Consider the following 14,640-nt stretch of genomic DNA (forward strand, 5'->3'; position numbering starts at 1 on the left):
GGGGCCACGACCGGAGCCAACAAAAAATCCCCGACCAGAAGGTCGGGGATTTCTCTAAGAGTGTCCGAGGGGGGACTTGAACCCCCACGTCCGTTAATAGGACACTAGCACCTCAAGCTAGCGCGTCTGCCATTCCGCCACTCGGACTCGTTTCGCTCTGCCAGAAACCTCTCTGTCAGCGCTGGACAACATTAACCGACTCTGAGCCCGCAACCCAAATCGCCTGTACAGAGCCGTTTTGTTCGTAGATTTGCTACGAACGGATCCATGGACGCCACCACCATCGTATGCCGCATCTGCGCGGACGAACGACAGTACGTCTCGCCCTACGGACAGCTATGGCAATCTCCGCTGGGATCCGATCGGGTTCATCGATGACGACGCTGTTGAAGCGGTGCGGGCCGCGGGTCCGCTGACGGCGATCGCAGCCAGTCATCCACACATGTTCGGGGCACAGGTGGAATGGTCGCGGGCACTGGGCGACGTACCGGTCCTGGTGGCCGAATCCGATCTGGAATGGGTCGCACGCCGCGACCGGGCCATCGAACCGTGGAGCGGCGACCTGGCGGTCCTTCCCGGGGTCACCCTGAGTCAGCCCGGCGGACACTTTCCCGGCAGCGCCATCGCCCACTGGGACGCAGGCGCCGGCGGACATGGGGTGAGGCTCAGCGGGGATACGGTGCTGCCGAATCCCGATCGCAGCAGCGTCAGCTTCATGCGCAGCTATCCCAATCGCATTCCACTGTCCGCCGCGGTGGTCGAGCGCATCGCCACCTCGTTGTGCCGATTCGATTTCGATCAGCCGTACGGAAACTTGGCCGACCACATCGCCGCCGACGCCCGAGCGATCGTCAGATCTTCGGCTGATCGCCACATCGGCTGGGTGCGAGGCGATTTCGACCATCTGACCTGAATCAGGTCCGGAAAGACGGCTCGAACTGAGCTAGCCGGACCCGGTCGCCCGGGCATCGGTGGAGGCATTCGTGGTGATAGGAATGAGCAGGTGAACCCCAACACGCCTGCCGCCACCGAAGAAGTGGTGGACCTCGTCAGCAAACTCATCCAGTTCGACACCAGTAACACCGGCGAGCTGGCCACGACCAAGGGTGAGGCCGAGTGCGCCCGGTGGGTGCAATCCAAGCTCGAAGAGGCCGGATACGAGACCGAGTACGTCGAGTCGGGACAGCCGGGCCGGGGCAACGTGTTCGCGACGTTGGCGGGCGCCGATCGTGCCCGCGGAAAGCTGCTCCTGCATTCGCATCTTGATGTGGTTCCGGCGCAGCCGGAGGACTGGAGCGTGCATCCGTTCTCGGGGGCGATCGAAGACGGCTACGTCTGGGGTCGCGGCGCGATCGACATGAAGGACATGGTCGGCATGGCGCTGGCGCTGGCGCGGCAGTTCAAACGGGCAGGCACCACACCGCCCCGCGACATCGTGTTCGCCTTTCTCGCCGATGAGGAGGCCGGGGGCAAGTGGGGTTCGCACTGGCTGGTCGATCACCGGCCCGACCTGTTCGAAGGTGTCACCGAAGCCGTGGGCGAAGTGGGCGGATTCTCGCTGACCGTCGACCGGCCGGACGGTACCCAGAAGCGTCTCTACCTGGTTGAAACCGCGGAAAAGGGCCTGGCCTGGATGCGCCTGACCGTAACGGCCACAGCCGGACACGGCTCGTTCCTCCATGACGACAACGCGGTCACGATTCTCGCCGAAGCCGTCGCCAAGCTCGGCAGGCATCAGTTCCCTTTGGTGATGACCGAGTCGGTCTCGCAGTTCCTGGCCGCGGTCTCCGAGGAGACCGGCTTGTCGCTGAGCCCGGACACCCCGGACCTGGAGACGGCACTGTTCAAGATCGGCAGCATCGCCCGGATCATCGGCGCGACACTGCGTGACACCGCCAACCCGACGATGCTCCAGGCGGGATACAAGGCGAACGTCATCCCGCAGACCGCCACCGCTGTGGTCGATTGCCGTGTGCTGCCCGGACGTCAGGCCGCGTTCGAGGCCGAGGTCGACGAATTGATCGGTCCCAACGTGACCCGTGAATGGATCACCAAACTCGACTCGTACGAGACGACGTTCGACGGTCATCTCGTCGATGCGATGAACGACGCGATCCTTGCGCACGACCCGCAGGGCCGGACGGTTCCCTACATGCTTTCCGGCGGTACCGATGCAAAAGCTTTTGCCCGCTTGGGGATTCGCTGCTTTGGCTTCGCGCCACTGAAGCTGCCCACCGAACTCGATTTCGCCGCACTGTTTCACGGTGTCGACGAACGGGTACCGGTGGAGTCGTTGCTGTTCGGGACCGAGGTGCTCGAGCACTTCTTGATGCACAGCTGAGCCCGCCGCTGCGCGCAGTTCGGCTCGCCGACAATGAACATGTCGGCCACATCCCCGACCACCTCAAGCATGATGGTGGGGCCACCTACGGAAAGGACGCGAACAACGATGTCGAGGTACAACCCGTACGACGCACTGCCGAAGCTTCCCGGCTTCACCCTGACCTCCGAGAGCATCACCGACGGAGCCGCACTGGAGAATCCTCAGGTGTCGGGAATCATGGGAGCCGGTGGTGAAGACATTTCACCGCAGCTGACCTGGTCCGGTTTCCCACCGGAGACCAAGAGCTTTGCCGTCACCGTGTACGACCCCGAGGCGCCCACCGCGTCAGGCTTCTGGCACTGGGCGATCGCAGACATCCCGGTCTCGGTCACCTCTCTCGCCGCCGGCGTTGGCGACGGTGCCGAGGGTTCGTTGCCGTCCGGGGCCGTTGCCCTGAACAACGATGCGTCCGTGCCGCGATTCATCGGCGCCGCACCGCCTCCCGGACATGGCACGCACTACTACTACACCGTGGTCCACGCGGTGGATGTCGAGAGCCTGGGACTTCCGGACGGCGCAACCCCGGCGTATCTGGGGTTCAACCTGTTCAGCCACGCGATCGCACGTGCGATCATCACCAACACCTACGAGCAGTAACCGGCGAACCGACAGCGTCGTAAACCCGGCAGTTCCAGCAATTTCCACCCGTGCAATAGGTGGAAGTAGTTGGACCTGCCGGGTTTTCGGTTCAGTGCTTGGGTGCGGCGCTGCCGACCGCGTCGGCGATGGAGCGGTATCCGGCCGCACGCACCCGCTGCGCCAGTCCCTGATGAATCAGCTTGACCCACAAGGGGCCACCGTAGATGAAGCCGGTGTAGGCCTGGATCAGTGAGGCGCCGGCGCAGATCCGTTCCCAGGCTTGGTCGACGGTTTCGATACCACCGACACTGATCAGGGTGATCTGTCCGCCGACCCGGCCGTAGAGACGCCGCAGCACCTCGAGTGAACGATCGGCGAGCGGCGCTCCGGAGAGTCCGCCTGCACCGATGCTCTGGACCTCGGATGCGGGCGTGGTCAGACCTTCGCGACTGATCGTGGTGTTGGTGCAGACGATGCCCGCGAGCCCCAATTCGACCGCGAGATCGGCGATCTGATCGATGTCGTCGTCGGCCAGATCGGGGGCGATCTTCACCAGGACCGGAATGTCGACGGCTTCGGTCACCGCGGACAGCAACGGACGCAGCGCCGACACCGCCTGCAGATCCCGGAGTCCGGGAGTGTTGGGAGAACTCACGTTCACCACGAGGAAGTCGGCGAGGGGACCGAGCAGTCGGGCACTGATCAGATAGTCCTCGACGGCGTTCTCCGGCTCGACCACCTTCGTCTTGCCGATGTTGGCGCCGATCGGAACCAGCGATGTTGTCGTCTTGCGGTGACGCAACTGGTTGGCGGCGGCGCCCGCACCATGGTTGTTGAAACCCATCCGGTTGATCAGAGCCCGGTCGGCAGGCAGGCGGAACAACCGCGGAGCCGGATTGCCCGGCTGGGCCTGGCCGGTGACGGTGCCGATCTCGGCAAAACCGAAACCGAGCGCGCCCCATGCGTCGATGGCCTCGGCGTTCTTGTCGAAGCCCGCCGCAAGCCCGAGGGGTGCGGGGAAGTCGAGCCCGAACACCTCGGTTCGTAGAACCGGATCATCGGTCACGAGCATCCGCCGGGCCAGGATGCGCAGCGGCTTGAACCGCCCGGTCCACGAGATGGCCTTCGCCGTGATCGTGTGGATCCGCTCTGGTGGCACCAGGAACATCAGGGTGAGAAGCCACCGGTACAACCGGCGGTAGACAGTAGCGATCACGCGCTCATTCCAGTATCGGGTTCATCGGTGGACGCCGGTCGCGGACGGCGACGGCGCAGCAGGACCTTGCGACTGCCATCGGGGTACAGACGGACCCGGGACAGTTCCCAACCACCGAATTCGGCTTGGATCGACAAGCGCATGGAGGCGGTCACCCGGGTCACATCTGGCGGTAGGCGCAACGGGACGTATTCGTAGTCGTCGGTCGACATGTCCCATTCCCGTGGAAAGCCACGGCTGCGCGTGCCTGCCAAAGTCTCAGCTCACCTCACTGCTGATCGGGGTTGATGATCTGCAATCCGCCACCATCGGCGGACAACAGATACACCGTCCCGGTATCGGGGTCGACCACCATCGAGTTGGCCTGCGGAACGGTCTCGAACTGCTTCACCTCGACCGGGGTTCCGCTGGCGAGTTCGTACGCCGTGACCTTGTTGTTTCCGGTGGTCGCCACCCACGCCAGGTCGCGGGTGTCGTCGTAGTCTACGGCGTAGGGCCCGAATGCCACGGGATGCCGGAACTTGTTGACGAGCGGCTCGCCGAAGAACGCGAGGAACTCCCCGCCCTTGGTGTCGGTTGTCAGGAACCGGCCATAGTGATCGACAGTGAGGTTCGTCGCACCGTCGCCCGAGCGCAGCGACACGCCGAGATCGCGGTCGTCCACGTCGACCTCGGTCACCGACGACTGTGCGCGGTCGAGCACAACCACCTGTCCGTCGTGTTCGGCGATCTCGTCGACCCGGACGAATCCGGTGATGGTGTCGAGTATTTTGCCGTCGGGATCGACCACCAACAGACTGCCGTTGTCGGTGCCGACGAGGGTGTCGCCGTCAGAGGTGACGATCGCCGACAACGGTGTGCCCGGGACATCTGTGCGGACCGTGTCACCGGTGGCCGAATCGATCGTCACCAGGGCGCCGGGAATCAGTACCTGAAGCTTGCCATCCTTGAAGGTTCCGAAGGCAATTGCCTTGTCGCTCAACGAGACTGTGCGCGAGGGTGCATCTCCTGGGGCCAGGCCCCCGGTGGGGTAGAACAGGACCGATCGGCCGTCGTCCGAGAGCAGTGCCAACTGGTCGGTCCCGGGGCACAGGGCCATCGCGGTACCGGCGTTCGGTACCGGCACCACCACGCCCGCCGGAGGGGTCGCCGGATCAGCCGCGGGTGCGGCGATGGGGGTCTGCGGGGCGATGGTCGGAACATCGGGCGTATCACCCGAATCTGAGCATCCCGACAACACCAGCGCGGCGGCCGCCATCGCTACGAACAGAGATTTACCGCGCACATTCATGCCACCCATCTTCCTTGTTCGCTCACCGCGCCATGCCACGGGGGCGGCGGTGTCGCAACTCGAGGAGTTGACCAAGGTTTCCCGTAGCATCGGCCCCCGTGAGCGACACCATGACGTGGGCCCAATCGATAGTCCTTGGGGCCGTACAGGGATTGACCGAATTCCTGCCGATTTCTTCCTCCGGTCACCTGCGCATTGTCTCCGAGATCTGGTTCGGTGAAGATGCCGGTGCATCGTTCACCGCGGTCACGCAGCTGGGCACAGAAGCCGCCGTGCTGGTGTTCTTCGCCAAGGACATCGTGCGCATCATCGCGGCGTGGTTCCGGGGGATGTTCAACAAGGACGCCCGCGACCTCGACTACCGAATGGGCTGGTATGTGATCATCGCCACCATTCCGATCGGTGTCCTCGGTCTGCTCTTCAAAGACGAGATCCGCACCGGCGCCCGCAATCTCTGGTTGGTGGCGAGCATGCTGATCGTCTTCTCCGTGGTGATCGCCGCCGCCGAGAAGATGGGCCGCAAAGAACGTCCGATCGAAAAGCTCACCACCCGCGACGGGATCATCATGGGCCTGGCCCAGTGCCTGGCACTGATCCCCGGTGTTTCGCGTTCCGGCGCCACCGCCAGCGCGGGTCTGTTCCTCGGCCTCAAACGTGAAGCTGCGGTGCGCTTCTCGTTCCTGTTGGCGATTCCCGCGGTGACCGCGTCGGGATTGTTCAGCCTGCCCGACGCATTCAACCCCACCGGCGACGGCATGGAGTCGTCCGGCATGCAGTTGCTGGTCGCAACCCTCGTCGCGTTTGTGGTCGGCTACGCCGCCATCGCATGGTTGCTGAAGTTCGTCGCGAACCATTCGCTGTACTGGTTTGTCGGTTATCGCGTGCTGCTGGGTCTGCTCGTCTTCGGGCTGCTCGCCGGCGGCGTGATCAGCGCGACATGATCTGCTGCTGCAGCGCTTCGACGTGCGACGACGCCTTCGCGCCGAGTCGGACAACCAGCCTGACGCATAAGGTATGACACGTGACGGTCATATTGCTTCGACACGGACGATCAACGGCGAACACCTCGGGCGTGCTGGCCGGCCGCTCGACATCGGTTGGCCTCGACGACCACGGACAGTCCCAATCCGCCGGCCTGATCGAACGCTTCGTCGGCCTGCAGAGTCCGGTTGCGGTTGTCCGCTCGCCGCTGCTGCGCTGCGAGCAGACGGTGGCGCCGCTCGTTGGCCACTTCGAGTGCCCCGAAATCGTGGACGAGCGGTTGATCGAGGTCGATTACGGTCAGTGGACGGGACGCCCGATCAAAGAACTCCTCTCGGAACCGCTCTGGCGGGTGGTGCAACAGCAGCCGTCCGCAGCGATCTTCCCTGACGGCGAGGGCCTGGCACAGGTCCAGGCCAGGGCGGTGGCCGCGATCCGGGAACTCGACGCCCGATTCTCCGGGGAGGACGGTTCGGGAATCTGGATCGCCTGTACGCACGGCGACGTCATCAAGGCCGTCCTCGCCGATGCGATGGGCATGCATCTGGACGCATTCCAGCGGATTGTGGTCGAACCCGCGTCCGCCAGCGTGGTCCGGTACAGCCTGGCGCGGCCGTATGTGCACGCGGTCAACTGCACCTCGACCCTCCCATCGATCCCGGCACAGCCGAAACAGTCCGAAAAGTCCGAGAAGTCCGGGCACAGCCACCCCGACGATGCCGTTGTCGGCGGTTCCACCGGGACCTGAGGGCCCGATCGCGCGGTCGCCGCGACACCAACCGACAACGCCTTGGGCGAACCAGCCCCGATTGGGGATAATCAACTTCAGGAGAACGGAGGTGCCATGGCCAGAGCGATACACGTCTTCCGCAGCCCGGACCGTTTCATAGCCGGAACGGTGGGCCAGCCCGGTGACCGGACCTTCTATCTACAAGCCATCCACGAGACGCGTGTCATCAGCGTCATGCTCGAAAAGCAGCAGGTCCAGATACTCGCCGACCGCATCGGCGCCCTGCTCGAAGAGGTACACCGCAGATTCGGGACACCGCTGCCTGCAGAACTGGCACGCGTCGAAGACCTGAGTCCGCTTCTGATGCCCGTCGACGCCGAATTCCGCGTGGGCACCATGGGCCTGGGATGGGACTCCGAATCCGAGGCGGTCGTGGTCGAGTTGCTCGCCATCACCGAGGGCGAATTCGACGAGAGTGTTGTCCTCGACGACACCGAAGAGGGCCCCGACGCGGTCCGGGTGTTCCTCAGCACCGGTGCTGCCCGCGAATTCGCGGCCCGATCGAGTCGGGTCATCTCCGCCGGTCGCGAGCCGTGCCCGCTGTGCGGCGATCCACTCGACTCCGACGGACACATCTGCGTCCGGACCAACGGGTACCGCCGCGAGGCCACATTCGGCCCTTCACTCGAGTTCATCGACCCCGATCTGTTCAACGATCCGACCATGCTCGACGAGGACGATCCCGACGACCCCTCCGGTCCGGATACCGGTGACGAGTCCGGCCGGTGACAGCGACAACGCCGACCGGCGACCGGCCTCTCGATGTGCCGCTCATCCTGACCACCGGCGAACTCGAACTGATCGGACAGATCCGCAACGCCAGCAACGCCACCCTCGTCTGCGACGCCGTTGTCGGAGATCAGCAGGTCCGTTGCGTTTACAAGCCGGTCCGCGGGGAGCAACCACTCTGGGACTTCCCGGACGGCACCCTCGCCGGTCGCGAAGTGGCGTCGTATCTGGTTTCCGACGCCCTCGGCTGGTCGGTGGTCCCGATGACTTTGCTCCGCGACGGACCATTCGGTCCCGGCATGGTGCAGCGGTGGATCGACACACCCGAACCTGCCGACGGATTGCCGACCCGCCTCGACCTGGTCGACCTGTGCTCACCGGACCTGGTGCCCGAGGGATGGAAACTGATCCTGTCCGCGGTGGACTCTCGTGGGGAAGACGTGGTGCTGGTCCACGCCGACGATCCACGGCTGCAGCGAATGGCGGTGCTCGACATCCTCATCAACAACGCCGATCGCAAGGGCGGACACGTCCTGGAAGGCCTCGACGGCCAGGTGTACGGCGTCGACCACGGCATCTGCATGCACACCCAGGACAAACTTCGGACCGTCCTGTGGGGCTGGGCGGCTGAATCCATCCCGGCGCATCTGCTCGAGGACGTCACCGGCCTGCTCGAGATGTTGCGCAGCGAGGACTCGCCGCTGCGTGATCAACTCGCCGAATTGATCACACCAGCCGAGGTGGCAGCACTCATCAACCGCACCGCCACGTTGGTCGAAACACCGGTGATGCCGCAGGCCGATCGGTCGCGGCCCATCCCGTGGCCCGCTTTCTGACCTGTTCTGGTCGGCCCCGAGAGCGCGGGTCCGCGGTCCGCCCATAAGGTGGACATCATGCAGTCGTGGTCTGAAACCGTCGTTCCCGTCGTACCCGGTCAGGGTCCGGCATTGAGGCTCTTTGACACTTCGGATCGGCAGATCCGTCCGGTGGTGCCAGGCAAGACCGCAACGATGTATGTGTGCGGGATCACTCCTTACGACGCAACGCATCTCGGGCACGCCGCCACCTACCTCACGTTTGATCTCGTCAATCGGGTGTGGCGCGATCTCGGACACGATGTGCACTACGTCCAGAACATCACCGACGTCGACGACCCGTTGTTCGAACGGGCCGAGCGGGACGGCATCGACTGGGTTGCTCTGGGATCGCGTGAGACCGACCTGTTCCGCGAGGACATGGCGGCGCTGCGGGTGCTGCCGCCGCGCGATTACATCGGTGCAGTTGAATCGATCGACGAGGTCGTCGAGGTCGTCGGCAAGCTCCTGGCCTCGGGCGCCGCCTATATCGTCGACGATGAGCAATACCCCGACGTCTATTTCCGCGTCGACGCGACCGAACAATTCGGATATGAGTCGGGCTACGATCTGCCGACCATGCAGCGCTTCTTCGCCGAACGCGGCGGCGATCCCGACCGGCCCGGCAAGCGCAACCCGCTCGACGCACTTCTGTGGCGCGCCGCACGCGAGGGCGAGCCGTCCTGGGAGTCACCCCACGGACCCGGCAGGCCCGGCTGGCACATCGAATGCACGGCAATCGCTTTGAACCGGATCGGAGCCGGCTTCGACGTCCAGGGCGGCGGTAGCGACCTGATCTTCCCGCACCACGAGTTCTCCGCAGCCCACGGTGAGGCGCTGACCGGGGCCCGTCGGTTCGCAAAGCACTACGTACACACCGGCATGATCGGGCTCGACGGTGAGAAGATGTCGAAGTCGAAGGGCAACCTCGTCTTCGTCTCCAAGCTGCGCGCCACCGATGTCGATCCCGGTGCCATCCGGCTCGGCCTGTTCTCCGGTCACTACCGCACCGACCGGCCGTGGACCGATGAGGTGCTTGCCGAGGCCGTGGCGCGCCTGGAACTGTGGCGCAAAGCTGCCGCCTGCGAGTCCGGACCCGACGCCGCACCGACCATCGAGCGACTGCGCCAGCATCTGACCGACGATCTCGACACCCCCAAAGCACTTGTCTCGATTGACGCCTGGGCCCACGACACGTTGGGCGGGCTCGGTTCGGTGTCGTCTGCGCCCGCCGACGTGGCGGACGCGGTTGACGCGCTCCTCGGTGTGCGCATCGCTCCGCTTGGGTAAGGTTCCACATCGTGGCCAAAGCTCAAGAGATCGATCCCGATACAGCTGTCGGTGTGTGGGCGGTGACGACGCGAACGTCGACCTATCTGCTGGATTTCGGTGAGATGACCTTGCTTCGTGCACCGGGCGTTGGCAACAACGGTGACGAGGCCTGGGCTGTGAGCCAGCTCCGCCGGGATTCCGAGGACATTCCGTTGCTCGGGGTGAAGTCGTGCCGGGTAGGGGAGTCGGCGCAGTTCTGGGTCCGGGCCGCCGAAGACCCGGACGTTCGAACCTGGCGTATCACAACACCTGTCGTGTCGATCGAACGGATCTCCTGACCCGTCGAGCGTGCGGTCAGGTCCAGATGTGGATCTGACCGTCGTGAACCTTCGCTTGAAAGACCGGTAGCGCCTCGATGTCGGTGCCGTTGGTGCAGCTGCCGTCGTCGAAGGAAAACGTGTACTGGTGCAGTGGGCACATCACCTTGGTCGCGTCGGTCTGACCGTCGGCAATCGGACCGCCCTTATGCGGGCAGCGGGCTCCCAGGGCGCGGACGGATCCGTCGGACATCAGGAACACCGCAACCTGTTGTCCGTCAACCACATAGGTACGTCCTTCCCCCACGGTCAGATCGGTGATCGAACCAACCACATTCGACACCTCGGCTTCGGTCGTCATCGTATGGTCGAGCTCCGTCTCCGGCTTCGTCTCCGTCATCGAACCGGCACCAGGGGGAGCTTGATCAGTGGCAGCGACGGTTCGAATTGTGCGGGCGACTTCGGTTCGAGTCGTTCCTTCCACGGGTCGGTGTAGGCGGCCGCCGATGCGGAGATCCGTTCGAACAAGCCGTCCACCAATCCATCCCGGTCGTCGATGAGAATTGCCCGCAGCTCCTCGATGCCCACCCGCGGCACCCACGCGTAGGTGCGTTCGAGCCACTTGGCCTGTTCGCGGTAGTACTGGATGAACACACCGCAGATCCGCAGAACCTCGTCGACCCCCACCGCAGTGGTGAGCAGGTCTCCCTTGCGGATGTGCGCACCGGCCGCGCCGCCGACGTAGATCTCCCAGCGGCCGTCACCGACCGCGACCACGCCGAAGTCCTTGCACAGGGCCTCGGCACAATTCCGGGGACATCCGGTGACGGCCAGTTTCAGTTTCGCTGGGGCTTCCAGTCCCTGATACTTCTCCTCGATTGCGATACCCAATGCGGTCGAGTCGTCGAGCCCGAAGCGACAGAAGTCCAGGCCGACACAGGTTTTGACGGTACGGAAACTCTTGCCGTAGGCGTATCCCGACGGCATGTCCAGATCGGCCCAGACCTTGGGAAGATCTTCTTTGCGGATGCCGAGCAGATCGATGCGCTGGCCGCCGGTGACCTTCACCATCGGAATGTTGTATTTGTCTGCGACATCGGCGATTCGGCGCAACTGCGCGGGGTTGGTGACTCCGCCCTTCATTTGCGGGACCACCGAGAAGGTGCCATCGCGCTGGATATTGGCGTGGACACGGTCGTTGATGAACAGCGCGCCGCGTTCGTCCTCCCAGTCGGCGTCCCAGATGATCCGGAGCAGCGATGCCACCGGCATCTTGGCGGTCACGTCGTCACCATCCGGGGACAGTGCGCCGAGCACCGCCGACACCGACCGCAGGTTCAGCTCTCGAATGCGGTTCATCAGTTCAGGTTTGGCCAACGGGATCGACGGTACATACCAATCCGCCGACGGATCGACGGCCAATTCGCCTCCCGCCGCGCAGGCCACGATGTCGCCGACCAGACCCTTGCAGGAACCGCAGCCCTTGCCTGCCCTGGTCTTCGCCACCACTTCGCCGACCGTCTTGGCTCCGGCGTGAACACAGGCGACGATGTCGCCCTTGGTGACTCCGTTGCAGTTGCAGACCTGTACATCGTCGGAGAGCTCGGCAGCGCCGGTTTGCGCACTCGGCGTACCCATGTCGAAGAGCATGCTGATGCGCTCATCGGGCAGCGCAACCTTGTCGTCGAAGGCCTGGGTCAGGAAGTTGACCTTGCTGATGTCGCCGAGCAGCATCGCGCCGATCAGCTTGTTGTCCCGGACGACCACCGACTTGTATGTGCCACTGCGCGGTTCGTAGAACTGGACGAACTCGTCGGTGTCGCGCTCGGGTCCCTTGACACCCATCGCCGCGACATCGACACCGGCCACCTTCAGCTTCGTCGTCAGCCGCGACCCGTGGTACGCCGCATCGGGGTTCGACCCCGTCAGGACATCGGCCAGGACACCGGCCTGCTCCCAGAGCGGGGCCACCAGGCCGTAGACCTCACCGCGGTGCTGACAGCATTCGCCAACCGCATAGATTGCGCCCTCGTCTTCGCACCGCATCTGATCGTCGACAACGATTCCGCGTTCGATGACCAGCCCTGCGGCGCGGGCCAGTTCGACATTGGGCCGGATACCGGCGGTGACGACGATCATGTCGGCGGGCAGGCTGGTGTTGTCGTTGAACCCGACGCCGGCGACGGCACCGTCTTCGGCGCGGAGCACCGCGGTGGTCCGCTTGGAGGTGTAGACGCCCACTCCGAGCTCTTCGATCTTGTTCCGCAGCACCCGTCCGCCGCGCTCGTCGAGCTGCTGGTTCATCAGGTGGCCGGGGGAGTGCACCACGTCGACGTCGATGCCCTGGGTCCGCAAGCCGTACGCCGCCTCGAGTCCGAGCAGGCCGCCTCCGATGACCACGGCGCGGATCCCGTCGCGGGACAGTGCCATCTGCAACATGCCGTTGGTGTCTTCGATGGTGCGGAAACCGAACACCCCACGCGCCAGCCTGCCGTCGGCCTCGCGCAGGCCGTCCATGTTGGGGAAGAAAGTGTTGCTGCCGGTGGCGATCACGAGCACGTCGTAACCGATGCTGCGGCCGCTCTCGCACGTGACGATCTTGGCGAATCGGTCGACGGCGACGGCGCGATCGCCGGCGTAGAGCCGGACATCGTTTTCCCGGTACCAGGCCATCGGGTTGAGCATCAGGTCGTCGTCGTCGATCGAACTCTCACCGGACAGGACGTGCGAGAGCATGATCCGGTTGTAGTTGCCGTACGGTTCGTCGCCGATCATCGTGATCTCGAACTGCGACCCGCCGCCGCGCTGCAGGATCTCCTCGACGGTGCGGGCGCCGGCCATACCGTTGCCGATCACCACCAGACGTTGGCGCTGCTGTGCTGCCGACATCAGAACTGCACGAATCCGAAGTCGACGACGATTTCTCCGGTGCAACCCTCCGGTGCGGCGAACACCAACTCGAGAAGACTGTCGGGGTCGACGTCCTCGACCACACGCAGCGGCACGTTCACCGATGATTTGGCGCCCATCGGGAACCATCGCATGGGCTGCTGATCACGCAGCAGGGTCACATAGACGAGTTCGTCGGAGCTGTTGCCGCCACGGAAATAGAGCGGCTGGACGGTCATACCGGCCGGGACCTGGTAGGTCAGTGACGGATCCAAGGGGGCTGCCTTGGTCAGGCCGCTACCGGTGAAAGAGAAGACACCCTGCAGGAACTTCGGTGTACTGGACATGCCGCCACTAAACGTGAGCCCGATGAACCAGCACTTTCAGCGGGGTTACGAGTCCATTGTCAGGATCTCACCGCGTTCACAGCACGTCGGTGATCAGGCCCCAAAGCTCCCACCGGGACCACGTCTGCGCAGGTAACGCTCGAATTCTGCGGCCAGTGCGTCCCCGTCGATCTTCGAGAGTGTTTCGTCGACACTGACCTCGGCATCGCCGCGTTCCTCGAGTCCGCGGACGTAATCCGAGATTTCGTCGTCGTCCTCGGTCATCTCGGTGACCGCGCGCTCCCACTCCTCGGCCTGCTGCGGCAGCTCGCCGAGCGGAACCTCGACGTCGAGAACCTCTTCGAGTTGGCTCAGCAGTGCCGCCGAGGCCTTCGGATTCGGTGGCGTCGACACGTAGTGGGGGACCGCTGCCCAGAACGAGATGGCCGGGATACCGGCCGCCACGCAGGCGTCCTGCAGGATGCCGGTGATCCCGGTCGGACCCTCGTAGCGGCTCTCCTCGAGCTTGAACTGCTTGGCCGATTCGGCGCTGTACGCGGCACCGGTCACCGGGACCGGTCGGGTGTGCGGGGTGTCGGCCAACAATGCGGCCAGGATCACCACCGTCTCGACCTCGAGTTCTCGGGCGATATCCAAGATCTCCGCACAGAATCCGCGCCACCGCATGTTCGGCTCGATTCCGCGCAACAGGACGATATCTCTGTCGGAGCCGGGCGGCGTACAGTACGAGATCGAGGTGGTCGGCCAATCGATCCTTCGGGTGACCCCATCGATCTGCTTGATCGAGGGCCGGTTCACCTGAAAGTCGTAGTAGTCGTCTGAATCGATCTCGGCGAGCGGTACTGCGTCCCAGACCAGTTCCAGGTGCTCCACGGCTCCACTGGCCGCATCGCCGGCGTCGTTCCAACCCTCGAAGGCAGCAACCAGCGTGGGGCGGCGCAACTGTGGGAGGCTTGCGCTCTGCTCGGCGTTCACTGAACCAGCCTACGACC

16 protein-coding genes and 1 tRNA gene are annotated in these 14,640 nt (G+C 64.4%); 9 read left to right on the forward strand and 8 right to left on the reverse strand.

Going from position 1 to position 14,640, the window contains the following annotated elements; translation table 11 throughout:
• Positions 1-61: 61 nt before the first annotated feature.
• Positions 62-147 (reverse strand) — tRNA-Leu (locus tag AC1TPF_RS18395).
• A gap of 295 nt (positions 148-442) precedes the next feature.
• Between AC1TPF_RS18395 and AC1TPF_RS18400 the strand changes: the two genes are divergently transcribed.
• The 3 genes from AC1TPF_RS18400 to AC1TPF_RS18410 all read left to right on the forward strand — a co-directional run bounded on the left by AC1TPF_RS18400 (position 443) and on the right by AC1TPF_RS18410 (position 2,980).
• On the forward strand, positions 443-913 hold the full coding sequence (locus tag AC1TPF_RS18400) for an MBL fold metallo-hydrolase (RefSeq protein ID WP_482144918.1): 471 nt from the start codon (positions 443-445) through the stop codon (positions 911-913).
• A 90-nt stretch (positions 914-1,003) separates the two neighbouring features.
• Positions 1,004-2,341: a M20/M25/M40 family metallo-hydrolase gene (locus AC1TPF_RS18405; RefSeq protein ID WP_482144919.1), complete on the forward strand. Its 1,338-nt coding sequence runs from the start codon at positions 1,004-1,006 to the stop codon at positions 2,339-2,341.
• 108 nt (positions 2,342-2,449) lie between these two features.
• Positions 2,450-2,980 (forward strand): YbhB/YbcL family Raf kinase inhibitor-like protein, encoded by a 531-nt coding sequence (locus tag AC1TPF_RS18410; protein WP_482144920.1) that lies wholly within the window; start codon positions 2,450-2,452, stop codon positions 2,978-2,980.
• A gap of 91 nt (positions 2,981-3,071) precedes the next feature.
• Here the strand turns inward: AC1TPF_RS18410 and AC1TPF_RS18415 are convergent, their stop codons facing one another.
• Genes AC1TPF_RS18415 through AC1TPF_RS18425 form a run of 3 tightly spaced genes read right to left on the reverse strand, consistent with a single transcriptional unit; the run spans position 3,072 to position 5,469 of the window.
• Entirely contained in the window at positions 3,072-4,154 is a 1,083-nt protein-coding gene (locus tag AC1TPF_RS18415) for a quinone-dependent dihydroorotate dehydrogenase (RefSeq protein WP_482145145.1), read from the reverse strand.
• A gap of 20 nt (positions 4,155-4,174) precedes the next feature.
• Entirely contained in the window at positions 4,175-4,390 is a 216-nt protein-coding gene (locus AC1TPF_RS18420; RefSeq protein ID WP_482139415.1) for a DUF5703 family protein, read from the reverse strand.
• A 56-nt stretch (positions 4,391-4,446) separates the two neighbouring features.
• Positions 4,447-5,469 carry a YncE family protein gene (locus AC1TPF_RS18425; RefSeq protein ID WP_482139416.1) on the reverse strand — a complete coding sequence of 341 codons (1,023 nt, stop codon included), beginning with the start codon at positions 5,467-5,469 and terminating at the stop codon, positions 4,447-4,449.
• A gap of 98 nt (positions 5,470-5,567) precedes the next feature.
• On the opposite strand from AC1TPF_RS18425, the gene AC1TPF_RS18430 reads away from it, so the two are divergent.
• From AC1TPF_RS18430 to AC1TPF_RS18455, 6 genes are all read left to right on the forward strand, one after another.
• A complete protein-coding gene (locus tag AC1TPF_RS18430) occupies positions 5,568-6,410 on the forward strand; it encodes an undecaprenyl-diphosphate phosphatase (protein ID WP_482139417.1) in 843 nt (280 codons plus the stop codon).
• An 80-nt stretch (positions 6,411-6,490) separates the two neighbouring features.
• Entirely contained in the window at positions 6,491-7,198 is a 708-nt protein-coding gene (locus AC1TPF_RS18435; RefSeq protein ID WP_482139418.1) for an MSMEG_4193 family putative phosphomutase, read from the forward strand.
• Between the two features lie 96 nt (positions 7,199-7,294).
• Positions 7,295-7,969: a DUF3090 domain-containing protein gene (locus tag AC1TPF_RS18440; RefSeq protein ID WP_482139419.1), complete on the forward strand. Its 675-nt coding sequence runs from the start codon at positions 7,295-7,297 to the stop codon at positions 7,967-7,969.
• Positions 7,966-8,805: an SCO1664 family protein gene (locus tag AC1TPF_RS18445; RefSeq protein WP_482139420.1), complete on the forward strand. Its 840-nt coding sequence runs from the start codon at positions 7,966-7,968 to the stop codon at positions 8,803-8,805. Before AC1TPF_RS18440 ends, AC1TPF_RS18445 begins: the two co-directional genes overlap by 4 nt.
• Before the next feature lie 57 nt (positions 8,806-8,862).
• Entirely contained in the window at positions 8,863-10,113 is a 1,251-nt protein-coding gene (gene mshC / locus AC1TPF_RS18450; protein ID WP_482139421.1) for a cysteine--1-D-myo-inosityl 2-amino-2-deoxy-alpha-D-glucopyranoside ligase, read from the forward strand.
• Positions 10,114-10,124: 11 nt separating this feature from the next.
• The gene (locus AC1TPF_RS18455; RefSeq protein WP_482139422.1) at positions 10,125-10,433 is read left to right on the forward strand and encodes a hypothetical protein; all 309 of its coding nucleotides are present in this window, start codon (positions 10,125-10,127) and stop codon (positions 10,431-10,433) included.
• Between the two features lie 16 nt (positions 10,434-10,449).
• Here the strand turns inward: AC1TPF_RS18455 and AC1TPF_RS18460 are convergent, their stop codons facing one another.
• The 4 genes from AC1TPF_RS18460 to AC1TPF_RS18475 all read right to left on the reverse strand — a co-directional run bounded on the left by AC1TPF_RS18460 (position 10,450) and on the right by AC1TPF_RS18475 (position 14,623).
• Positions 10,450-10,773 (reverse strand): Rieske (2Fe-2S) protein, encoded by a 324-nt coding sequence (locus AC1TPF_RS18460; RefSeq protein ID WP_482139922.1) that lies wholly within the window; start codon positions 10,771-10,773, stop codon positions 10,450-10,452.
• 35 nt (positions 10,774-10,808) lie between these two features.
• Positions 10,809-13,301 carry a nitrite reductase large subunit NirB gene (nirB, locus tag AC1TPF_RS18465; RefSeq protein ID WP_482139423.1) on the reverse strand — a complete coding sequence of 831 codons (2,493 nt, stop codon included), beginning with the start codon at positions 13,299-13,301 and terminating at the stop codon, positions 10,809-10,811.
• Positions 13,301-13,648 (reverse strand): molybdopterin oxidoreductase, encoded by a 348-nt coding sequence (locus AC1TPF_RS18470; protein ID WP_482139424.1) that lies wholly within the window; start codon positions 13,646-13,648, stop codon positions 13,301-13,303. Before AC1TPF_RS18470 ends, nirB begins: the two co-directional genes overlap by 1 nt.
• Positions 13,649-13,741: 93 nt before the next feature.
• Positions 13,742-14,623: a PAC2 family protein gene (locus tag AC1TPF_RS18475; protein ID WP_482139425.1), complete on the reverse strand. Its 882-nt coding sequence runs from the start codon at positions 14,621-14,623 to the stop codon at positions 13,742-13,744.
• Positions 14,624-14,640: the final 17 nt, after the last annotated feature.

Source organism: Williamsia sp. Y853, assembly GCF_056786495.1.